Origin of the sequence: Virgibacillus oceani (assembly GCF_014638995.1) — a bacterium.
Lineage (GTDB): Bacteria > Bacillota > Bacilli > Bacillales > Amphibacillaceae > Virgibacillus_E > Virgibacillus_E oceani.
This window is the reverse complement of the sequence record NZ_BMFR01000002.1, coordinates 21146-44128: the sequence shown is the minus strand read 5'-3', so window position 1 is coordinate 44128 and position 22983 is coordinate 21146. Positions and strand designations below refer to the sequence as shown.

Here is a 22983-nt window from a genome sequence, read left to right as displayed (position 1 = left end):
CGCCCACGGAAAGCGAAGTGTATACGGGCTGCGGGACCAAAGAGCGTCCAAAATAATGCAAAATCACCACAAGTATTTACGTCGCAGTCTACGGATACTACGAAAAAGTCTTTCTTCAATAAAGGTTATACAGTAAAAAAGCAATACATATGCCGGAAACTCCCCCGAAAAAAACTTCAATTGGTTGATGACCTAATAGTTCCTTCAATTCTTCACGTTTTTCATATTCTTCTTTTCTGTTCCAACCTTTCGCACCATCAACAAAGTATTGGAAGTCTTTAATTAATTTGTTTAATACAACGGCTTGCTCTCCAGCTTGTCTGCGAACCCCTGAAGCATCAAACATTGTAATCACACTAAAAACAAAAGCAACGGCAAATACAGAGGAGGCGATTCCTTCAACAATTCCGATACCTGTTGTTAATGCCGCAACAGCCGCTGAATGACTGCTCGGCATTCCACCGGTACTAAAGGCCAACCCAGGTTTAAATTCTCTTGTCACAATCAACCGAATTGGGATTTTAATTACCTGTGCAAACACTATCGCCAAAAGAGCAGCACATAATGGAAAATTTGAAAATATATGCATGTAAGGCTGAACATCCTTTCTAGCTGAAATATGATATAACTCCTATTATATGTAATGTGTTTATGCAGATACGATTTTAATGACTAATTTGTTAAATTGATGTTATCATATCAAACTAAAAGAGCATACTAAAAAAGGATACTTCATTTGTGAAGTATCCTTTTTAGCTTATAGTCAAGCTTTAACGGTCATCCACCTTGAGGGAATTCTTTTTGCTATATTGACCATAAAGACTGCGGATAGGCATGCTAAAGCTGTATCTTTAATTAAAAATGGAATCATACTCGACCAGGCAATTAGGTATGAAATATCGAGTTCCAACCATGTATTCATTGCTAAGTACATGTAACTTATCCCAATTCCATAATTAACAAGTAAACCAGCAATTGAAGCGATTGAATAAATTGGTATAGAAGGTTTGCTGCTGAGTTCAGCAATAGCTCCTACAATAAATGCAATAAAGACAAACGAAATGATAAAACCACCTGTAGGGCTTATTAATGCCATTGGCCCAGCAGACATTTCGGCAAATACTGGCACACCAGCTATGCCAACAAGAATATATGTAATCATAGAAATACTTCCTAATTTTTTCCCAAGCATTAATCCTGCCAAGATCGCGAAAAATGTTTGAAGTGATAATGGCACAGAAGCCCCGCCAATAGGAACTGCAAGCATTGGAAACCAAACCGCTATATTAGCACCGATTGCCATTAAGCAAACAAATACTGCACCAAACGTTAAATCAATTGGCCGCAACCCTTTCATTTGTATCTCTCCCTTCAAATTAATAATAGGGAAACATTTGGTTATTGTCAACTGATTTATATTATAGTTTATAATAAAAAAACAGCTTTTCATATCTGAAAAACTGTTTAAAGAATTTATTTAATTACTGCGTCTAACGCAATTTCCATCATTTCGTTAAATGTTGTTTGTCGTTCTTCGGATGTTGTTTCTTCTCCTGTTAAAATATGATCAGAAACTGTTAATACTGATAATGCTTGACGGTCAAACTTTGCTGCTAACGTATAAAGTGCTGAAGTTTCCATTTCGATAGCTAGTACTTTATATTTTGCCAGTAATTCGTTTATTTCTTTTGCATTCTCGCGATAGAAAGTATCACTTGTGAAAACATTTCCAACACGAAGGTTCATTCCTTTTTCTGCACCAACATCATAAGCATTTTTAAGTAAATCAAAATCAGCTAATGGTGCATAATCAATTCCATTAAAGACCATTCTGTTAATTTGGGAATCTGTTGTTGATCCTTGTGCTAAAATGACATCCCGGACCTTAACATCCTTTTGGATTGCTCCGCAAGTACCTACCCGAATTAACTTTTGAACATCATAGCTTTGAATCAATTCATTCACATAAATCGAAATGGAAGGAACACCCATACCCGTACCTTGTACAGAAACCTTTTCACCTTTGTATGTCCCGGTATACCCATACATACCCCGTACTTGGTTATATTGGGTTACATTGTCCAAAAATGTTTCTGCAATAAATTTTGCTCGTAAGGGGTCACCAGGCAATAAAATTTTATCAGCAATTTCCCCTTTTTTCGCTTCTATATGTACACTCATTTATGTACCTCCTAAGTAAATTCATTTTCTTACAAAATAACGTTATCATAACACCAAATTAAAGACAAATTATCGAAGAACGATTGCTTTTTTTTAGTTTCACAAACGTGTATAATTGTATATAATAATACTAGTACGTTTTTACAAATAAACACATGGAACGGTTTATCTGTAAATTAGTGGGAAACATATAAGTATGTTTTTTAACAGTACATAGTAAGTTAATTAACATGGAAGGATGATATTAAATGCAGGAGAAAACATTTACGATTACTGCTGATACTGGAGTACATGCACGTCCGGCAACATTACTAGTTAATAAAGCGGGGCAGTTCGAATCAGAGGTTGAGGTAGCATATAATGGCAAGACGGTTAATTTGAAATCGATCATGGGTGTTATGTCTTTAGGGGTTCCTAAAGGTGCTGAGATTAAGGTAATTGCCCAAGGGAATGACGAGGAAGAAGCGCTAAAAGGTATCGAAGAAGTTATTAAAGAACATTTAGGTGAATAGTAAAGTAAGCTAGAGATAATTTGATCCTCTAGCTTTTTAATTTCTGTTTGACAGGTATGAATTTGAGGTGAAGACGAATGAATGTTTCTGTATCACAGCTGCCAGGAATCGGGCAGAAAATAACGTTAAAAACTTCGGAAGACAATATGCTTGTAATAATTGTACATCACACTGGAAAACGAGAGCTTTATTTTTTTGATGATGCAGATAATGATGAAGCGGATTTTGCAATGGACTTAACACCTGATGAAACGAGAGAACTTGCAGCACAGTTATTAGGTGCGACTTATCAGCCAGTTGATGTAGAGAAAATGCGTATGTTTAAAAAACAGATTATTGTTGATTATATAACGTTGAAGGAAAACTCGCCACTTGTTAATAAAACAATTGAGGAATCTGATATTCGCAACAAAACCGGTGCAACAATTATAGGGATCGTCCATGGGGATGATGTGATTGCTATCCCAGAAGCTGATACGACATTAAAATCTGGAGATGTTTTAATGTCTGTTGGTAAAGATGAACAAATTGCTACCCTTACAGATCTATGCCAAGGTGAGGGATGATGAAGCTTGTTAAGTGATTTTCCCAGTTTATTAGGTGCCGGTTTAGTTTTATTAGGAATTTTTCTGCTTGGTTATATTGGATTAAAAGTTAAATTTCCGAATGTTATATTATATATTCTTTTTGGAATCGCATTAGCAGGACTTCTTGATCATAATTCAATATTGCACTTTTCAAGTGAAGTTGCAATTGTCCTATTGTTCTTTTTATTAGGTATTGAGTTTAATACCAAGCGTTTAGGGGGAATCGCAAAAAAGATTTGGAGTTCGGGGCTGCTTGATGTTGGCCTTAGCCTCGGAGTATCTATGCTGATTGCCTTAGGGTTTGGTATGGACTTGTTTACATCGTTTTTAATTGGTGGGATTACCTATGCTACAAGCTCTTCCATCACAGCTAAATTGCTTGATGATAAAGGAAGAATGGCAAATGCTGAAACAGAATATATATTAGGGATTTTGATTTTTGAAGATTTGATTGCGCCAATTATTGTAGCCATCTTAATTGCATTAAGCTCTGGTAACACTTTTACAGGATTGGATTTAGTTATCTTAATAGGAAAAATAGTCGGTCTTGCTTTAATTGCAATTGTACTTGGCAAAACGCTGTTTAAACGTTTTGAAGCTTTTATAATTAAAATTGAAGACGAGGATTTCAAGATCGTATTGTTAGTTGGACTTGCAGTATCATTTGGTGGACTTGCCTTATTCCTAGGGCTTTCCGAAGTATTAGGTGCATTCTTAGCCGGTGTAATGTTGGCGGAAATTGGAAAAATTGAGCGTGTTGAGGGAACGGTAACACCGATTAAAAATCTTATGCTGCCGACATTCTTTGTATATTTTGGGACAACGATTGATTTAGGCGAAGGAATTCCATTGCCGGTTCTATTAATGGTACTTGTACTATGGTCTGTAATTGCGAAAGTTCTAGTTGGGACTGTTGGCGGAAAGCTTTATGGACTTACAAAACGTGTTGCATTGCGCGCAGGGCTCTCGTTATGTGCGAGGGGTGAATTTTCCGTTGTTATTGCTGCAGTAGCGGTTGGTTCGGTAAAAGTGTTTAGTGGGATTTATATCGTTGTAACCGCATTTATTGGAATGATATTGTTTAGCTATGCTCCAAAAATTACAAGAAAAATTTATGGACAACCAGAAAAGAAAAAGAAGGATTTAAAAGTTCCAACTTATTATTAAAGTAGTGAGGCGTATTGCCTCCCTATTTTAATAATAATAACTTTTATGGTAATATTTTTCTTCTAATTCCTGCAGTTTTATAAGTGCCAATTTATTAAATTCCGTATTTTTAATGGCTAGTCTTTCTTTCATTATTGCAATAGATTCTTTGAGGGAATCATTGTAATTAGGTATTTCTTCATCAAAGGGGTACACGACTGCTTTTGCTACATTCATTTTCTCATAATGTGCTAAAGCCTTTCTCTCATGGAAGAACACTCCATCGACTTTACCAGGATGATGCAGATCTCCTTGCATAGGATGCTTTTTTACAGCAAGAACTTTAACCAAATATTTATCACCCCTGTCCTCTAAAACTTCTCCTATGTAAACTCCGGAATTATAATGCGCACGTACATGGTCCCCAATTAGAATATCGACCATATCAATGGACCTCCTTTTTTTATCTACTTCTATTTTGACAAAAAAATGTTCAATTGGCTAATAATTAAGTTAGAATTGGTTTAGGGATTGTGTGAATTCTGCTATAATCTAGTTGAAGGACGTGAATAAATATGATGGAATTCCTTTATTTTCCAGAGGATAAAACAGAATACATTCCAGGTGTCATTTCATTAATCATATTTATGATTGGTGCTGCTGTAACCATGTATATATTTATAAAAAAGTCAAAGAAAGAAGCACAATTAGTTGAAAAGCAGTATAATTTAAATGCGAGTAAGAACAGTGACTCTGACAAAGAAACCCTCTAAAATTAGAGGGTTTTTTATTACAGTTCATATTTTAGCTTCTTTTGTGGATAATAGTATAATAGCATACACAAAAAGGAGCAGAACAGATGCGTTTTTTGCTTATAATAGGATTACTATTATTATCCTCATGTCAAAGTAATGGGGACCGAACGACACGTACAATTGATATGTATAATCCATCAGGTGATATGATCGGAACTGCTGCTTTAACAGAAAAACCGGATGGTGTACAGGTGAAATTAAAATTGGAGGGTCTGGCACCTGGATTTCATGGGATTCATGTACATGAATATCCAAGCTGTTTAGGACCAGATTTCAAAAGCGCTGGTAATCATTTTAATCCTGAGGGTAAAGAACATGGATTAATGCATCCTGAGGGACCTCATTTAGGTGATTTACCTAATATCGAGGCGGATGCAGGCGGACTTGTTGATGCTGAATTAATGCTTCCAGGTGCAACGCTCTTAGATGGCAAAAAGTCTATATTACGAGGTGAAGGTACGTCACTTGTCATTGATGAGGGCCAAGATGATGGAGTAAGCCAGCCTGGTGGTGATTCAGGTCCACGCATTGCTTGTGGTGAGTTAAAAACGAATCCGAAAAGTGACGCAGAAAGTTCACCTACAGATCCGACGAAGTTTAATGAAAAGCAGGAAGAGTAAAACAAGCTGACCTTCGTCGGGGTCAGCTTGTAATGGTCATCTGTTATTTACAGCACTTATAATTCGTTTTACACCTTCTTCAAGTGTATCCTTTGGGCAGGCAATATTAATCCGCATAAACTGATCTCCTTCTACACCGTATTCAAATCCGGCATTTAGACCAACCTTAGCTTGTTCTATCATGAATTGCTTTAACGATTTACTATCCATTTGTAATGCGCTGCAATCAACCCAGAGTAAATAAGTACCTTCTGATCGGGTAACTTTAAGTTCATCAGTAAACGATTCAAACATTTCAATGACATAATCTCGATGTTCTTTTAAAATGCCTCTTAATTCTTCAAGCCATGCCTCCCCATGCAGGTAGGCTGCTTCCATAGCTGCGTTCGCCATTGTATTTAACATATGGTGACCTTGCTTCCCTAGGTATTCGTTTAAGAGGTTCCGCTTCTCTTTATTTGATGTGATGATATAGGAAGCCTGCAATCCAGCTAAATTAAACGTTTTAGAAGGTGACATACAGGTGACTGTCTGTTCAGCGATTTCATTTGAAATAGATGCGATTGGAATGTGTTCCTGACCTGGATAAATAAGGTCTGCATGAATTTCATCAGATAAAATTAACACATCATATTTTAGGCATAGACGGGCGATTTCCATCAATTCCTGCTTCGTCCATACCCTGCCAACAGGATTGTGTGGCGAGCATAGTATAAAGGCTTTTACACCTTGTTTTAATTTTTCCTCAAAGTCAGTAAAATCGATTTGATAATAATTATCTTTTAATACTAAAGGATTTTTAACAACGTTTCTGTTATGTTGTTTAATTACACTGTAAAAAGGAGTGTAAACTGGTGTTTGAATAAGAACATTGTCATTCGGTTCTGTAAAAGCCTGAATTGCCATATGTAAACTTGCAACAACTCCGGGACTGAACGATAAAAATTCTTGTTTAATGCTCCAATTATGACGTTTGGAAATCCAATTAACAATTGAATCTTTTATAGCGTTATCGGTAACTGTGTAACCAAAAATACCATGTTCTGCACGTTTGATTAACGCGTCATTGACTGCCTGCGGTGCTTTAAAGTCCATATCTGCTACCCACATTGGTAAAACATCATCCGTTTGGAAAACTGGCTCTAGCATGTCCCATTTTACGGATCGTGTATTTTTTCGGTCATAAAGCGTATCAAATAAACCCATAGGTAATCCTCCTCAATTTCTATATTTGAATTCAATTATAACGTAAAAGTACACAAAAAAAAGCAAAGCGCTTATACGCCTTGCTTACAGGGGGAATACGAGAAAGTCTTACATTCATAGTATTACCCCTTAGAAAGAAAGATAAACCCATTTTATCAAAAAAAATTACAACTTTAGGTTTTGCTGTTAAAAAGAGGCATTATCAATGGAAAAGAATTATTTTTTAAAAGTGCCTTCGCGTTCTTCTGATTGTTCAATCCATTCTTCTAACTTGTCTTTTAGCGTATTAAACCCTGCAGATGAATTATCTTGTTGTTTTACTGGTTGTGATTTTGGAGCTTTTGGACTTTTCTTTGGTGCTTCCTCAGTTGCGCGAATAGATAGAGAAACCTTATTTTTTTCTTCGTCTATGTTCAAGATTTTAACTTTAACTTCTTCTCCAACAGTTAAATGATCATTAATATCTTTTACATAACCATGTGTTACCTCAGAAATATGAACTAAACCTTGAATTTCATCGTCAATGGCAACAAATGCACCATATGGTTGTATCCCGGTAACCTTTCCTTCAATAACTTGACCAGTTTCAAACTTGTCTGTCATGCTGAACAACTCCTATAACTTATTCGATTCTTTTTACACAATAAAACATTTTAGCATAAATTACGATTTCAGGCAAAAAATAATGAATAAATTAGAAACGAAAGGAAGAGGCAAATGGTTCCTTTAGAATCAAAAATTGAACAAACCATTTATCCATTATACGTACTGGAAGATTTGTTAAAACCAGAGGGATTTGTAATTGGATCAAACTGGGATTATGAGAAAGGTCATTTTGATTACAAAATAGATGATAAAGATGTGTATTATTACTTAAGAATTCCTTTTTATGCTGTAGCAGGATCACTTGACTATCCTGGTGTAACTGTTCGGGTAGAAAAACCATTCCTCCTGGCCCATGAATACCAAAAAGGGTACGATGAAACAGGGATAGGAGGTGCTGTACGCGGGGCATTTGATCAATTTCAGTCGCCAGTTAATCCCGATGCTGAAATGCCAAGTGAATATATTGAAATTGGGAAAGACCTAATCCAAAAAGTGGAGCGGCTTTTAATTCCATGACGATAGCGTAAGGAGGATATCACCTTTTCTCATAATAAAATTGTGGGACGGATTGATCTTCCATTTTTCATCCCGGATAATACCTAAAAGAAGATGATTATTTTTGAGAAAAAAATGAATTCCTTCCATATAAGACCTGTTTTCAAGTTCTTCAGGCAATCGTGAATGAGAAAAGTGCTGATTTGATAAAAGTTCCAAAATGGTTTCAACCGGTTTAGTTGTTTTGGGATTAAAAAGCTCATGGTAAAATAGCGTACTCATAAAATCATTCGATCCTATTGTCGTATCTGCACCCGCACGTATTGCGTTGTCAACCTGTGCGGTAGAGAGAATTTCCGCAATAATACGTACGTTTTTATTGTTCCCTCTGATAGCAACTGTTGTTAAGATAGTATTAATGTCTGCCTGGCGTTCTTTTTTGGTGATATCCGCTGTAATAATGACACTTTCCGCCATATCAATACGTGCCTGTTTTAACGTACTATCTTCACTGGGATCACCATGAATGAAATGTACAGGGAATTGCTGATATGGCAAATGGGATAAGGTACGGTCGATTAATACAATTTCAATTTTATTATTTTTTTTTAAGGTCATATTAAGCAAATGTCTCGTTCGTTCATTCCAACCAATAAAAATAACATGGTTAATCCCTTTAAACGCAACTTTGCCTTTTGATAAATCCTGTTCATGTTTAATTGTCGCTGCAGATATAGTCGTGATATAGAACGTTAACAGTCCTCCTCCAGACAAAATTAATAATATACCGACAACTCTACCAGGAATTGACAACGGAACATAATCACCATAGCCAACGGTTGCCCCTGTAACGAATGCCCACCAAATCCCATCAAAGATAGAAGGGAATTCGGCAGGCTCAATAAAGTGGATAATTATCCCAAATAAAACCATTATTATAAAAATCGTTAACAATAGTCTAACAACAACTGGAAGTCGAAAATATATATGTTTAAATAATTCAATGCCCATTTTTTCACCTTATATCTAAGAACTTTTTAATTAGTATAGACAAACATAATATTTACTTATACAGAAAAGGGGCAACCGATAAAAATTCAGTTGCCCCAGTTCGTCATATTTTTGTTATTGTTTGTTTTAGACTCTCGTATACTTCATCCCAAAAGTCAGTGTTGTCACGAAATGCCTTTGTCATGAATAGCAGCATTTCTTTGAATTTCTCTTCATAATCCTTGTCGTCTTTGGCAGGCAGTTCTGATTTAGATGAGTCTGTAAATTGCTGGATTTTTTCGGCACGCGGTCCCCATTGTGCTGCTTCATTTCCATTTTCATCAATAAAAATAAAAATCGGAATCGATCTTGACTTTCCATTTGTTAAGTAAGCGTCCATCAGCTCTAAATTCTGGTCGCGCAAAAGCATTCGCACATTCATATCAGTTTGTTCTGCCAAACGAAGAAGGATTGGAACATTCAGCATGGCATCTCCGCACCAGTCCTCAGTTAATACGATTACACGAAGCATTTTTGCCTTTGTTTCTTGTGAAAATTTTTCATCATCTGGCGGGGTGAAGTTATCATATATGTGAAGCAGATTCTTTTTGTGTTTTTCCATGGATTCAATATATGTATCAGGGGACATTCCTTTCTCGAACCATTCATTTAATGTCATTTCCAAATCACTCCTAATTTATATTAGATAAAAGTTTATCTAATAAATAGCATCACGTAAACAAATGTGCTCTCCTTCGTTTAATTTGCTATGATAGTATGGAGGTACTTTAAATGGTATTTAAAATATGAATTACCGCCTAAGGAGGAATTAAACATGCAACAAGCTAACCAAGAGTTTTTATTGGAATTATTACATACTCCATCACCATCAAGTAATGAAATGGAGATTCAAAAAAAATGGATCAACTATGTAGAGAAGTTTGCGGATGAAATAAGGACGGATAATGCTGGCAATGCAATTGGAGTGTTAAATCCCAATGCACCCTTTAAAGTGTTATTAGCAGGTCACTGTGACGAAATTGCCCTCGTAATTAATCGTATTGATGATAACGGATTTTTACATTTTGACAAAATGGGCGGGATTAATCCAAAAGCAGCGATAGGTATGAAGACTACAGTACTTGGAAATAACAAAACGGTTACAGGTGTAATTGGAGTTAACGCACAGCATCATGGCGGCTTGAAGGACGATTTTGGTCTTTTGGATTTGTTTATTGACTGTGGCTGGAAATCAAAAGAGGAAGCTGAAAAGTATGTGCAAATTGGTGATCTTGCTGTTTATAAAACAGAACCTGAGATATTGATGGATCGCTATGTTTCCGGCCGAGGATTAGATAATCGGACTGGATCATTTATTGTAGCAGAGGTCCTTAGAAGATTAAACGAAACAGGGTGTAATGTTGGTGTATATGCAGCAAGTACTGTAAATGAGGAAACCAATATGGGCGGGGCATATTTTGCAGCTGCTGGGATTGAACCAACAATGGCAATTGCCTGTGATGTTACGTTTGCTACAGACTACCCTGGTGTTAACAAGAATAAATATGGGGATGTAAAATTAGAAAAAGGACCTGTTTTTGCAAAGGGTGCACCAATCAACATTAAAATTAATAAATTATTAGAAAAAACGGCAAGAAAGCTTAAAATGAATGTCCAATATGAGCTGACACCTAGAATGACAGGTACTGACGCGGACAAAATGCGGTTAACCGGGAAGGGTGTTCCTGTATCATTAGTGTCACTGCCATTACGATATATGCATTCACCAGTTGAAACAGCTAGTTTGAAGGATATTGAAGAAGAGATCGAATTACTTGTTACGATGATTGCAGATTTATCTGGAGAGGAAAGTTTAAATCCTTTAGAAGATTAAAATAGTTTGTTTTTAAACTAATATGAAGAGCCTTAATCCTTTTGACGGGATTTAAGGCTTTTCGTTTATTTAGGTATATAGTTTTGTGAAGGCTTTTTCATATATGACTATTTAATGCTTGCATAGACGAATTTTATATCGAAAAAGGTCAAAAGGAACCATTTTCCAATTTGAATTACTCAGTTTAAACGATGTGGAAGCTGAAAATATAGGTTTATTTATGCATTTTAATCGATAGAAGTAAAATACTGAATAATAGATTAATAGTCATAGAATACAACAATATCCATATAGAGTACCGTTTTTAGTGAAATTTGTAATGGAATCGTTGATAGTATTGACGGGACTTTTGACTAGAAAAGTACAAAAGGAAGCAGTACTTAACTATCAATTTTGAAAATTCTGATGGAATGCGACAAAATTCGACACATTTTTTGATTGTAATATTATATAGTCACATTAACAACATGAAAACAACTTGCGGCACGCTAACAGCTGGGACCTACTACACTATTATTTAGTAAAGGGGGGGGAGCGAAGGGTGTCTTTTTTTGTTGACTTTGGCATGAATATATTTTAACCAAAGACAACGGTCATCATGTTTATACAGGCATCGTTTTCAAAATTCGGGAGGAGGAAACAAATTGGGGAAAAAGAAACAACGTCAAATTCGCTTATTTAGCATCGCAGCGTCATTACTTATGGTTTTTTCATTAATTGCACCTAGTATGACAAGTGCTGAGGCAAATAAGAAATTGTATCGTTCGTTAAATGACTCCCAGGCTATTGCAAAAGAAAAAGTTAGTAATCGACTGCTGGATGATTTTAAAACAGATGACAAAGTTACTTTTCTAATCAAGTTCAAAGAAAAGGCAGACACGAAAAAAGCTGCTAAAGAAGCTAAAGCTAATGCAGCAAAGGCGAATGTCACCGCACAAAAGGCAGAGCTTATTCAGCGTTCTGCAGTCGTATCTGAGTTAAAATCTGCTTCTTTAACATCACAGCAAAATGTAAAAAACTATCTTGAACAGCAATCCGAAAAAGGAAACGCTAAAAATATTAAATCATACTATATCGTAAACGGTATGGCGGTTACCGCTACAAAAGAGGTAGCACAAAAAATTGCAGCGTTTCCGGAAGTAGAAAAAATCTTACCGAACGAAACACGGGAATTGTTTACCACAGTAACAAAAGATGCTAAAGCTCCAAAGTCAGAAATTGCTAATGTAGAGTGGAACGTTGAACGTGTTGGTGCTCCACAAGTTTGGGAAATGGGGATTGACGGATCTGGAACAGTTGTAGCTAGTATTGATACGGGTGTTCAGTGGGATCACCCGGCACTTAAAGAAAAGTACCGTGGATATGATGCTGCAACCGGTGAAGTGAGCCATGACTTTAACTGGTTTGATGCTACCGCCGGACAAGCAGAACCATATGATGATTTAGGTCATGGTACACATGTTACGGGTACTATGGTAGGTAGTGAACCAGATGGGTCTAACCAAATTGGTGTTGCTCCTGGTGCTAAGTTTATTTCCGTAAAAGCATTTACAGCAGCTGGCGGAACAGATACTGATCTACTTGCAGCCGCTGAATGGATTTTAGCACCAACCGACTCAGATGGAAATACCAGGGTTGATATGGCACCAGATGTTGTTAACAACTCATGGGGTGGCGGACCAGGTCTTGATGAATGGTATCGTGATGTTGTTATTAACTGGAGAGCAGCAGGAATTTTCCCAGAGTTTTCTGCTGGTAATACTGATTTATTTAACCCAGGTGGACCTGGGTCAATTGCGACACCTGCAAACTATCCAGAGTCATTTGCAACTGGAGCAACAGATGTTAATGATAATTTAGCAAGCTTTTCATTAGAAGGACCTTCACCGTATGACGAAATTAAACCAGATATTTCAGCACCTGGTGTAAATATTCGTTCTTCCGTACCAGGAAGTGCTTATGAAGGTGGCTGGAATGGAACATCAATGGCAGGTCCAGCAGTATCGGGTGTAGCTGCCTTGCTTAGACAAGTTGATGCTAGTTTGACCGTCGATGAAATGGAAGAAATTTTATTAAATACAGCTACACCATTAACAGATGAAGAATATCCAGAGTCACCGAACAATGGTTTTGGATATGGATTAGTTAATGCATATAACGCTGTTTCTTCTATTGAAAATGGACTTGGAACGTTACAAGGTCAAGTTACTAAAGAGGGTGAAGATAACGAAGCACCTACTTTCGAACATTCTTCACCGACAGAAACGTATGCTGGAATGGATTTAGATCTAACTGTACAAGTTAGTGATAATATCAGCGTGTCATCGGTTGAATTAGTTTTCCAAGATCAAAACGGAGACTGGCAAACAGTAGAAGCTGTTCGTGCATCTGGTGATTATAAATCAGGTGAATATATTGCGACAATTCCTGGGGAACAAATCGCTGGAGATTCACTAACATATAAATGGACGATAAACGATTTTGGTAATAATGAAGTAGTTAGTGAAGAATATGTGGTTGAAGTGAAACCTGGTATTTCAGTTGGTTATTCGGAAGACTTTGAAACCAACCCGGTAGGCTGGACATCTTTCGGACAAGCTAACAGCTGGGAATGGGGTGCACCAACCTCTGGTCCTGGAAGTGCAGCATCAGGTGAAAACGTCTATGCAACAAATCTGGCAGGCGATTATGAAAGTAGCATGAATGCAACACTAGTTATGCCGCCAATTGATTTGCCTGAAGGAAATGCTTATTTACAATTTAATCAATGGTATGATTTAGAAAAATATGACTCAGGAAGAGCATATGATTTCGGTCATGTGTTTGTATCAACCGACCAGGAAGAGTGGACACAGCTGATGCGAATCGAAGGTACAACCACCGACTGGGAAAGTGCAGAAGTTGATTTATCAGAATATAGTGGTCAACGAATCTACATTGGATTCAATGTAACTACAGATGGAAGTGTTACTAGAGAAGGCTGGTATATTGACGATGTAGCATTATCTGATACTTCACAAAGCAGTAAAGCATCATTAGGTAAACAAAAAGGAAAAAATAATAAAGCCAAAAAAGGTCTGCACAAAGGAATTAGCCTTGGCAGTAACAGTCTAGGGGTAATTAAGTCAAATGAAAAAGCAGGACTTAAAGAAAAGGTAAATCCAGCCAAAATTCAGCCGGAATTACCTAAAAAAGGAAATCCTCCTGTGGTAGAGGATGTAATTAATCCTACATTACTTCCGATTGGTGCGCAAGTAAGCGTCCTTGAGAGTGGAAGAACGGTTTATACGAATCCTGAAGATGGGACGTATTCATTAACTCACCCTGCAGGAACATTTACAGTTCAAGCTGGTGCTTATGGTTTTATCTCTGAACAACAAACAGTAACAGTTGAAGACGATGGAGTTGCAGAAGCAAACTTTACGTTAGATGAGATTCCACAGGGAACAATAACCGGTACAATTACAGATCAAAATACAGGTGAACCTATTGAAGGTGCGACAATACTTCTTGTAGAAGATGCCAATGTTACCCCTGTTGAAACTGATGCAGAAGGTAATTATTCCATTACAGCCTATGAAGGCACGTACACCCTTAAAGTAATGGCACGTGATTATCATAGTAAAGAGGTTGAAATTACGGTAGATGATGAGAGTCTTGAGGTAGACGTTGAACTTGAGCCTTTCTACACTTATCCTGGTGGAGAAATCGGATATGATGATGGAACTGCGGAAAATGCTCGTGCATTCTATGATGCAGGTAATGGATGGGCAGTTAAAATGTCCTTACCAGAAGGAAAAGATTCAGCTGTCGTTACCGATGGTGTATTCCGATTCTGGGATACGGAATGGCCTGTACCAGGTGGGACTGAGTTTTCGGTAGAGGTTTGGGATGCTTCCGGTGACAATGGAATGCCAGGTAAGAAGCTGGCTGGACCGATTGATGCCGAAGCATTGCGTAATGGCGAATGGACTGTAGTTGATCTTAGTGAGCATAATATTATTGTTGATGGAGATTTCTACATGGTCTATATCCAAACGCATCCTAATCCAAATACACCTGGTTTAGCTACTGATGAGAACGGTACGAATGCAGAACGAAGCTATCAATATGTGAGTGGAGCATGGTCGCCATCTCCAGCAGTTGAAGGGAATTATATGATTCGTGCACGTGTGAGCTACGAGGTAAGTGCACCAATCATTACATCACCTGAAGAAAACTTCACTACTAATGAAAAGAGTTTAACGGTTGAAGGTACCGCTTCTCCAACAACAACCATTCAGTTGTTAAACAATGGAGAAGAGGCAGGTACTGCAGAAGTTGGCGATGATGGTAAATTCTCTATACCTACTGAGCTAAACGAGGGCGAAAATGAATTTAAAGCTGTATCCCTGCTTGATGGAGCTGAAACTGGTGTGTCAGACCCAGTAACGGTAACATTAGATACTCAAAAACCAGAACTTGCGATTGATAACCCTAAAGATGGTGACAAATCGAATCGAGAGACAGTAACTGTAGAAGGAACTGTTTCAGATGCAAATATTGACTGGGTAAAAGTAAACGGTCAAAAAGCCAGAATCTCTGATGGTGAATATTCTAAACGAATTTTACTTGAAAATGGTGAGAATGAAATTAGAGTTGTGGCAAGGGATGAAGCAGGAAATAAGACTGTTAAAAAGGTAACCTTGGATGTTAAATACAATGCACCGGAGATTGAAAACTTAACGCCAACTGAGGATAAACACCTTCAAGCTGGTGAAAGTGTTAAAATTGAATTTGATAGTGAGCCTGGATTAGATGCAACATTCTTTATCCATATGCCACTAACAAATGCCCGTGCACAGGTTACGAATGCGACTGAATTACCAATGATGGAAACTTCTGATGGACACTATGTTGGCTACTGGACAGCAACCAGCAGTGTTAAGGCAGAGGGAGCTGTTATCGAAGTTAAAGTCGTTGATGATTATAATAATGAAACTCGTACAGAGGCAGAAGGGAAATTATTCATCAACGTCAATGGTGAGTAATCTATACTAACCTAAGGGGTACGGAAGTTATATTCTTCCGTACCCTTTTCTTTATATAAATAAAAAATTACCATTGTTAACAAAATCAGTAAATGTGATGCAAATGCTTTAATAATCTAATTTAACAAGTGAAATAACGCGTAGGAAATATATGAATAAGTCATTTATTAATTCAACTGACCTCACGAAGAATAGTTTTAATTACTAAAAAATAGCTATGAAATTACAATGAAACCTTAAATTGGGTTAGATATACAAAAGACTCAAACACATCTCTTTTCAAAAAAATAAATCCGGTGTATAATACATCTAACAACAAAATATCGATTCCATCTTCGGGGCAGGGTGCAATTCCCGACCGACGGTAAGGAGCTATTGTTCTAAGTCCGTGACCCGCAAAGCATTACGCTAGCGGCTGACCTGGTGTGAGTCCAGGACCGACAGTTACAGTCTGGATGGGAGAAGATGTCGAGCCGAAAATTGGTGCTTATTGCGCCTTTATTTTTCCTGTGGATTTTAACACCCTAAAGCCCCGATTAGGTTTTAGGGTTTTTTGTATGCATTAAATTGATACACCGTTATGTCATGGGAAAGTAGGCTTATCCTTCATCACGAGATGTGAATCGATAATAGATGAAGGAGGAGATCGATGATGCAACATACAAATGTGCAATCATCAAAGTTATTTAAAGTAATTATTTTAGCATTAATGGGGACTATTTCACTTTTATTATTTATTTTGAATTTTCCTGTTTTACCTGGGTTTGGATATTTAAAGATTGATTTTAGTGATATTCCGGCATTAGTTGCAGCGTTAATTTTTTCTCCGCTTGCCGGGGTAATTGTAGAGGCAATTAAAAATCTTCTCTACCTGGCAATCGGCGGTGGGGAGCCTGTAGGTGTAACGTCAAATTTCCTTGCAGGTGTCATGTTTATCGTACCCGCAGCCTTTTTGTACCATAAACATAAAAATATGAAAAGCATTGTATTTGGTCTAATTATTGGAACAATTATCATGACTATTGGAATGAGTATATTAAACTATCTTGTTTTTTTACCCATATATGCTTGGTTTATGGGAATGGAACAAATGAAAATTGAGAGTGTTAAATGGTATACAGTAATGGCTGGAATTCTGCCATTTAACGTAATAAAAGGTATTATTGTAGGGGCGTTATTTGTTCCAGTATTTATTAAGATGCGCAGGTGGATTGAGCAGAAACAGGCGGATGTCCTGTAAATGATGGGGATGTTCAATTGGTTTGGAAATATATAAACGGCTTCCACCGCAAAATGATTCATGTACGTAACAGCGCTCGGTTTTTAGTTTTCTAAATCCACGAAAAAGACCTAGTTCCTTTATATAAGGGCTAGGTCTTTGCTTTTTCAGAATCTGAGCTGTTGATACTTTATATCAGGTAGAACATCCTATTTAAGGATATTATTTTTTAGCTACAATACCTATCGTACAACATGAAACACAGATAAGATTATTGCTTTCATCTACTATTTTAATCTCCCATACCATTGTTGTTTTCCCTCTGTGGAGTGGTATTGCTTTAGCCGTAACAATGCCCTCACGTTTACTTTTAACATGATTTGCATTTATTTCAATGCCGAATATATTAAATTTCTCGGGATCTGCATTTACGTAAGCACCAACGCTTGCCGCGGTTTCAGCAAGTGCAGCATTTGCGCCGCCGTGCAAATATCCAGCTGGTTGATGTGTTCTTTTGTCAACTGGCATTGTCATGATTACTAGATCTTTCTCGATTGTTTTAACTTCAATCCCTAATGATTCCATTAACGTATTTTTTAGATCCATCTTAATAGCTCCCTAAAAGAATTTACTGATTAATAATGATAATCCTAATAAAAATCCATAGACAGTATTTGTTTTTCCTGTTGCAACCATGGCTGGAAGCATTTCAAGTGGTTTTGTTTTTCCTTGGAATTTTCTAATTACGTCAATTGCCTTCACAATACTCAGCATGGTTAACAATGACCAAAACGGCAGCATATTGCTGATGATATAGATAATAGTTAATGTGTATGCTGCAATAAACAAAAATGCTAAAAATCTTATGGCATTTTCCCTGCCAATCAAAATAGCGATTGTTTTACGACCATTTTCTTTATCGCCATCTAAATCGCGGATATTATTGGACAGCATAATAGTGCCAATAAAAATAGCTACCGGTATTGAAATCCAAATAATTTCGCCTGTAATCTCAGTAGTTTGAATAAAATAGCTTATACCAATAATTACGGTACCCATAAAAAATCCAGCAGAAACTTCGCCAAACGGGGTATAAGCAATTGGAAAAGGACCGCCCGTATAAAGATAGCCAAATAACATACATACTAAACCAATAAGTGCAATCCACCAGCTTGATACCATACAAATGTATATACCAAGTAAAATGGAGATTCCAAAGAAAGCTAGTGCAAGTCGTAAAACGGTATTTGCTGAAATTCCATCGCGGACAATTGTGCCACCGATTCCAACAGATTCTTCGTTGTCTAATCCACGTACATAATCGTAATATTCATTAAACATATTTGTTGCTGCTTGGATGAGCATAGATGCTAGCAACATGGCTAAAAATAAGAATATATCAATTGAACCATCAACTAATGCAAGCATTGTACCAACAAAAACAGGTACAAAAGATGCTGTTAATGTATGTGGACGCATTAAACGCCACCATATTTGAAAGCCGCCTTTTTCATTTAAGGCATGTTTGATAGATGGATTTTGCATGTAGTTCTCTCCCCTGTTTTTCTACAATATCACATTAAGTTTAGGCAAATCGTCATGGGGTGTCAATTATGATTTCTTGAGAAACAAAGAAAAAGAGAATAAAATAGATATGGATGTTTTATGATTTGTTAGTGCAACGGAGGTTTATATAGATGATTGAAACGAAGCAAGGCTTGTTAGAATCATTACTAGAACAGGCTATTGAAAAAGCAAAATACAGTAGTAAGAATCAATTTGTAAGTATGACAAAAGAAATAGATAACATTGAACCACTTCATTTTTTTGAAGCCGCAAAAGATTTGAAATTGGATCGAACATTTTGGACAAGCACTTCAGATCAATTCTATTTGGTTGGTATAGGGTCTGCTTTTCATATAAAAGGAAGAAATGATCGCTTTCAAGCAACAGAAGAGCAGTGGAGAAAAATTACCGAAGATGCTATTGTTCATAATCCATCCCATGCACCAGGTACAGGAATGGTGGCGATGGGCGGTATGTCATTTGATCCAATGAAAGAAAAAAACAATCTTTGGAGAAATTTTGAAGATAGTGAATTTATTATTCCGCAGTTTATTTTAACTAAGAATAAATCAGATCACTTTTTAACGATAAATCTATACGTAACAAAAGATGATCATTCTGTACAGCTGGCTGAAGAACTACAGCGGTCAGAATCACTACTATTAAACTATTCAGGAAATCTTCCTGAAGGTGCAACAATTAAGGAAAGAAAGGAATTTGCACCAGAGCAATGGAAAAATATTGTTCGGCTAGCAACAGAGGAAATTAAGCAAAATGAAGCAGAAAAAATAGTATTAGCACGTGAGATGCGATTAAAGCTATCAAAAAAGGCAGAGATTACGGCAATTTTGTCAAATTTCATAACATCCCAAACCAATTGTTATATTTTCGCATTTGAACATGGGAACGATTGCTTTGTTGGTGCTACACCTGAAAGACTTGTAAAGCTAGAAAATAAACAGCTGCTATCTACGTGTTTGGCTGGAACTGCACCCAGAGGGAAAACTAAATCCGAAGATGTAAAAATTAGTCAGGCATTATTGCATGATTCGAAAAATCGTGAAGAACATGATTTTGTAGTAAAAATGATTAAAGAGGCAATTAAGAACTATTGTACAGATATTCAAATTCCTAACGAACCAATTATCTATCCATTAAAAAATTTACAGCATTTGTTTACTCCTGTTAAGGCAACACTTCAAAACGGGTATAGCATATTTGATATAATCAAACAATTGCACCCTACACCTGCCTTAGGGGGCGTTCCAAAAGAAACATCGTTAGCTTTTATCAGGGAGCATGAACAGATGGACAGAGGCTGGTATGGTGCACCTATAGGGTGGCTGGATCGTAATCAGAATGGTGAGTTTGCCGTCGCAATTCGTTCAGGACTTATTCAAGGTGACGAGGCATCTTTATTTGCTGGATGTGGTGTTGTGAAAGACTCCGACCCTGAAGCAGAATACGAGGAGACTACAATCAAATTCTTACCAATGCTAACTGTTTTAGGGGGATAAATATGGAACATACAGAAACATTATCACGATATACGGCAAATTTTGTTGATGAGCTTGTGAAAAGTGGTTTATCCGAAGTAGTCATATCGCCAGGATCAAGGTCGACGCCAATCGCTATGACAGTGTCAGAACACCCTGAAATAAAACAATGGGTAATTATTGATGAACGGTCTGCGGCTTTTTTTGCTTTAGGGATGGCAAATCAAAACAAAAGACCGGTTGCATTAGTCTGCACTTCAGGAACAGCAGCGGCTAATTATTTTCCAGCAATTGTTGAAGCGCATTACAGCAGGGTTCCGTTAGTGGTTATAACGGCTGATCGTCCGCATGAGTTAAGAGATGTTGGAGCACCACAAGCAATCGAACAAATAAAATTATATGGGGACTATGTTAAATGGTTCCATGAACTGGCGTTACCTGAGGGTGATACAAAAATGCTATCTTATGTAAGGAGTAAAGCTTCTCGGGCTGTTCATACTGCAAAAGAAGGAAACGCTGGACCAGTTCACATAAATTTTCCAGTACGGGAACCGCTTATACCGGATTTTTCTTTGGCGAATTTGTGGGGGGAAAATGTCAAACCAGGATATTATCCAACACTTGATGGTGATCGCAAATTACAGGCTAATCAAATAAATCAATTGGCAGATAAGCTTAAAAGTGGACGGAAAGGATTAATTGTTTGCGGACCACAAACTGATGAGAATTTGGTACAAGCAGTTGTCCATTTTGCTTCCGCATGGAATTTGCCTATTTTGGCAGATCCATTATCGCAGCTAAGATCAGGCGAACACCATAAAGATCATGTAATCGAGGGCTTTGATGCATTTTTACGTAATAAATCAATTCGCAAACAATTAAAGCCTGATTTTATCATTCGATTTGGTGCCATGCCTGTATCGAAAGCTTATCTTTTTTATGTAAAGGAACATAAAGACATTCCGCAATTTATAGTAGAAGAGAATGCTGGGTATCGCGAACCTGCTGGAAATGCAACACAATTCATTTATGCCAATCCGGTAATGCTTTGTGATGATTTAGTTCGTATTGCAAATGATTTATCTTTTAATGACTCGTGGTTGAAGAAATGGCAGGGAATGAATCTTATTGCAAAAAAACACCTTTTAGCAAAAAGTGAAAAAGAAGATCTTACAGAAGGAAATGCAGTCCGGTATTTACTGGACGTTATACCTGAAAAAAGCAGCCTGTATGTCGGAAATAGCATGGCCGTAAGAGATGTCGATACGTTTTTTATGACAACGCCAAAAGATATCACTGTACTTGCTAATCGTGGGGCAAATGGAATTGATGGAATGGTTTCCAGTGGTCTTGGTGCAGCAGCTTTGGGTCAGCATGTGACATTATTGCTTGGAGACCTATCGTTTTTTCATGATTTAAATGGTCTTCTCGCTGCTAAGCATTACAGCCTAAATATAACGATTTTGCTAATCAACAATAATGGTGGTGGAATTTTCTCCTTCTTACCTCAGGCAAACTCAGAAAAGCATTTTGAAAGCCTGTTTGGTACCCCTTCGGATATTGAATTTGAGAAGGCTATTGACATGTACGATGGAATATACAGCAATGTAAGTAATGCGCAAGACCTAAAAAGTGCGCTTTATTCCAGCTATGATAGAAAAGGACTTTCTGTTATTGAAGTGAAAACGGATCGTCAAACAAATATGGAGTGGCATAAAGGAAAATGGAGATCCATCGAAAATGAAATTCTAGCGAATGAGGTTTGATAGATTGTTTTATACAATAAATGATGCGTCGTATTGGTATAAAATAAGCGGCAAGGGGCAAACAATAGTTTTATTGCATGGATTTACGGGTAGCTCTTTAACATGGGATAAATTTGTTGAGAGGTGGCAGTCGGATTTTCAAATTGTAACAATTGATTTGCCTGGTCATGGCAGAACCAAAACTGAAAGTCCAAGAACAATGGAAATGTGTTGTGACGACCTAGTGGAACTGTTCAACCATCTGAAACTAAAGGATATCCACTTAGCGGGCTATTCAATGGGGGGAAGGACTGCATTGTCATTCGCGATGACCTATCCCCGACTTATAAAATCGTTAATTTTGGAGAGTGCTTCCCCTGGATTAGAGTTGGTTAGAGAACGAAATAATCGAATGAGGCATGATGAAAAACTCGCTCAAAAAATTGAAAATGAGGGATTAGCAAAGTTTATTGATTTTTGGGAGTCTATTCCGCTTTTTGAAACACAAAAAGCGTTACCTGAAGAAATTAGACAAACAATTCGTAATGAACGTTTAGCACAAACAGAGGAAGGGCTAGTGCAATCGCTGCGGTATATGGGGACAGGCACCCAGCCGTCTTGGTGGTCCAGGTTAGACCAGCTTCATATTCCTATTTTATTAATTGCAGGTGAAAGGGATACAAAGTTTGTTCAACTAAATAAAAAGATGAAATATAGCCTGCAATCAAGTCGTTTGGTAGTTGCTGAAAATGCAGGTCATGCAATTCACGTGGAACAAGCGGAGTTTTTTGGTAGAATAGTAAGTGAGTTTGTTTTTGCGACAACGTAAGACTGTTGCAAATTACATAGCATTAATTTCAGAAGGAGGAAGAAAA

Annotated in this window: 22 protein-coding genes and 1 riboswitch; of the genes, 12 read left to right on the top strand and 10 right to left on the bottom strand. The window is 37.2% G+C overall.

Features of this window, described 5'->3' with window-relative positions:
• Positions 1-115: 115 nt before the first annotated feature.
• From IEV74_RS03710 to deoD, 3 genes are all read right to left on the bottom strand, one after another.
• Positions 116-589 (bottom strand): divergent PAP2 family protein, encoded by a 474-nt coding sequence (locus IEV74_RS03710; RefSeq protein WP_188454006.1) that lies wholly within the window; start codon positions 587-589, stop codon positions 116-118.
• A gap of 174 nt (positions 590-763) precedes the next feature.
• Positions 764-1357, bottom strand: coding sequence for a biotin transporter BioY (locus tag IEV74_RS03705; RefSeq protein WP_188454005.1), 594 nt, complete (start codon positions 1355-1357; stop codon positions 764-766).
• 116 nt (positions 1358-1473) lie between these two features.
• Positions 1474-2181 carry a purine-nucleoside phosphorylase gene (gene deoD / locus IEV74_RS03700; protein ID WP_188454004.1) on the bottom strand — a complete coding sequence of 236 codons (708 nt, stop codon included), beginning with the start codon at positions 2179-2181 and terminating at the stop codon, positions 1474-1476.
• 248 nt (positions 2182-2429) lie between these two features.
• Here deoD and IEV74_RS03695 point away from each other — a divergent pair, with 248 nt between their 5' ends.
• From IEV74_RS03695 to IEV74_RS03685, 3 genes are all read left to right on the top strand, one after another.
• Entirely contained in the window at positions 2430-2693 is a 264-nt protein-coding gene (locus IEV74_RS03695) for a phosphocarrier protein HPr (protein WP_188454003.1), read from the top strand.
• A 77-nt stretch (positions 2694-2770) separates the two neighbouring features.
• Positions 2771-3259: a cation:proton antiporter regulatory subunit gene (locus IEV74_RS03690; RefSeq protein WP_188454002.1), complete on the top strand. Its 489-nt coding sequence runs from the start codon at positions 2771-2773 to the stop codon at positions 3257-3259.
• A 6-nt stretch (positions 3260-3265) separates the two neighbouring features.
• Complete coding sequence (locus tag IEV74_RS03685) at positions 3266-4447, top strand: cation:proton antiporter (RefSeq protein ID WP_188454001.1); 1182 nt, start codon at positions 3266-3268, stop codon at positions 4445-4447.
• Between the two features lie 27 nt (positions 4448-4474).
• Here the strand turns inward: IEV74_RS03685 and kapB are convergent, their stop codons facing one another.
• Positions 4475-4870, bottom strand: coding sequence for a kinase-associated lipoprotein KapB (kapB, locus tag IEV74_RS03680; protein WP_188454000.1), 396 nt, complete (start codon positions 4868-4870; stop codon positions 4475-4477).
• Positions 4871-5001: 131 nt separating this feature from the next.
• On the opposite strand from kapB, the gene IEV74_RS03675 reads away from it, so the two are divergent.
• Both IEV74_RS03675 and IEV74_RS03670 read left to right on the top strand, forming a co-directional pair.
• Complete coding sequence (locus tag IEV74_RS03675) at positions 5002-5199, top strand: hypothetical protein (RefSeq protein WP_188453999.1); 198 nt, start codon at positions 5002-5004, stop codon at positions 5197-5199.
• An 86-nt stretch (positions 5200-5285) separates the two neighbouring features.
• Complete coding sequence (locus IEV74_RS03670) at positions 5286-5861, top strand: superoxide dismutase family protein (protein WP_188453998.1); 576 nt, start codon at positions 5286-5288, stop codon at positions 5859-5861.
• A 36-nt stretch (positions 5862-5897) separates the two neighbouring features.
• On the opposite strand, the gene IEV74_RS03665 is transcribed toward IEV74_RS03670, so the two are convergent.
• Both IEV74_RS03665 and yugI read right to left on the bottom strand, forming a co-directional pair.
• Positions 5898-7067 (bottom strand): MalY/PatB family protein, encoded by a 1170-nt coding sequence (locus IEV74_RS03665; RefSeq protein WP_188453997.1) that lies wholly within the window; start codon positions 7065-7067, stop codon positions 5898-5900.
• A 216-nt stretch (positions 7068-7283) separates the two neighbouring features.
• A complete protein-coding gene (gene yugI, locus IEV74_RS03660; RefSeq protein WP_188453996.1) occupies positions 7284-7670 on the bottom strand; it encodes a S1 domain-containing post-transcriptional regulator GSP13 in 387 nt (128 codons plus the stop codon).
• A gap of 114 nt (positions 7671-7784) precedes the next feature.
• On the opposite strand from yugI, the gene IEV74_RS03655 reads away from it, so the two are divergent.
• On the top strand, positions 7785-8189 hold the full coding sequence (locus tag IEV74_RS03655) for a YugN family protein (RefSeq protein ID WP_188453995.1): 405 nt from the start codon (positions 7785-7787) through the stop codon (positions 8187-8189).
• On the opposite strand, the gene IEV74_RS03650 is transcribed toward IEV74_RS03655, so the two are convergent.
• The gene (locus IEV74_RS03650) at positions 8178-9179 is read right to left on the bottom strand and encodes a potassium channel family protein (RefSeq protein ID WP_188453994.1); all 1002 of its coding nucleotides are present in this window, start codon (positions 9177-9179) and stop codon (positions 8178-8180) included. The two genes, IEV74_RS03655 and IEV74_RS03650, sit on opposite strands and share 12 nt — an antisense overlap.
• A gap of 103 nt (positions 9180-9282) precedes the next feature.
• On the bottom strand, positions 9283-9837 hold the full coding sequence (locus tag IEV74_RS03645) for a thioredoxin family protein (protein ID WP_188453993.1): 555 nt from the start codon (positions 9835-9837) through the stop codon (positions 9283-9285).
• Between the two features lie 156 nt (positions 9838-9993).
• On the opposite strand from IEV74_RS03645, the gene IEV74_RS03640 reads away from it, so the two are divergent.
• The 3 genes from IEV74_RS03640 (at position 9994) to IEV74_RS03630 (ending at position 17322) form a co-directional block, all read left to right on the top strand.
• The gene (locus IEV74_RS03640; protein ID WP_188453992.1) at positions 9994-11052 is read left to right on the top strand and encodes a M20/M25/M40 family metallo-hydrolase; all 1059 of its coding nucleotides are present in this window, start codon (positions 9994-9996) and stop codon (positions 11050-11052) included.
• 701 nt (positions 11053-11753) lie between these two features.
• Positions 11754-16082 (top strand): S8 family peptidase, encoded by a 4329-nt coding sequence (locus tag IEV74_RS03635; protein ID WP_188454287.1) that lies wholly within the window; start codon positions 11754-11756, stop codon positions 16080-16082.
• Positions 16083-16409: 327 nt separating this feature from the next.
• Positions 16410-16553: riboswitch (FMN riboswitch) on the top strand.
• A 181-nt stretch (positions 16554-16734) separates the two neighbouring features.
• Entirely contained in the window at positions 16735-17322 is a 588-nt protein-coding gene (locus tag IEV74_RS03630; protein ID WP_188454286.1) for an ECF transporter S component, read from the top strand.
• A gap of 201 nt (positions 17323-17523) precedes the next feature.
• On the opposite strand, the gene IEV74_RS03625 is transcribed toward IEV74_RS03630, so the two are convergent.
• On the bottom strand, positions 17524-17907 hold the full coding sequence (locus tag IEV74_RS03625) for a hotdog fold thioesterase (protein ID WP_188453991.1): 384 nt from the start codon (positions 17905-17907) through the stop codon (positions 17524-17526).
• A 12-nt stretch (positions 17908-17919) separates the two neighbouring features.
• Positions 17920-18846, bottom strand: coding sequence for a 1,4-dihydroxy-2-naphthoate polyprenyltransferase (locus IEV74_RS03620; protein WP_188453990.1), 927 nt, complete (start codon positions 18844-18846; stop codon positions 17920-17922).
• 152 nt (positions 18847-18998) lie between these two features.
• On the opposite strand from IEV74_RS03620, the gene IEV74_RS03615 reads away from it, so the two are divergent.
• From IEV74_RS03615 to menH, 3 genes are read left to right on the top strand one after another with little or no spacing between them, the layout of a single operon-like run.
• Positions 18999-20384, top strand: coding sequence for an isochorismate synthase (locus tag IEV74_RS03615; protein ID WP_188453989.1), 1386 nt, complete (start codon positions 18999-19001; stop codon positions 20382-20384).
• 2 nt (positions 20385-20386) lie between these two features.
• Positions 20387-22129, top strand: a complete 1743-nt coding sequence (menD, locus tag IEV74_RS03610; RefSeq protein ID WP_188453988.1) for a 2-succinyl-5-enolpyruvyl-6-hydroxy-3-cyclohexene-1-carboxylic-acid synthase — start codon at positions 20387-20389, stop codon at positions 22127-22129.
• Positions 22119-22937, top strand: a complete 819-nt coding sequence (gene menH, locus IEV74_RS03605; protein WP_229683048.1) for a 2-succinyl-6-hydroxy-2,4-cyclohexadiene-1-carboxylate synthase — start codon at positions 22119-22121, stop codon at positions 22935-22937. The genes menD and menH overlap by 11 nt, the downstream gene beginning before the upstream one ends.
• The last annotated feature ends 46 nt before the right edge of the window (positions 22938-22983 follow it).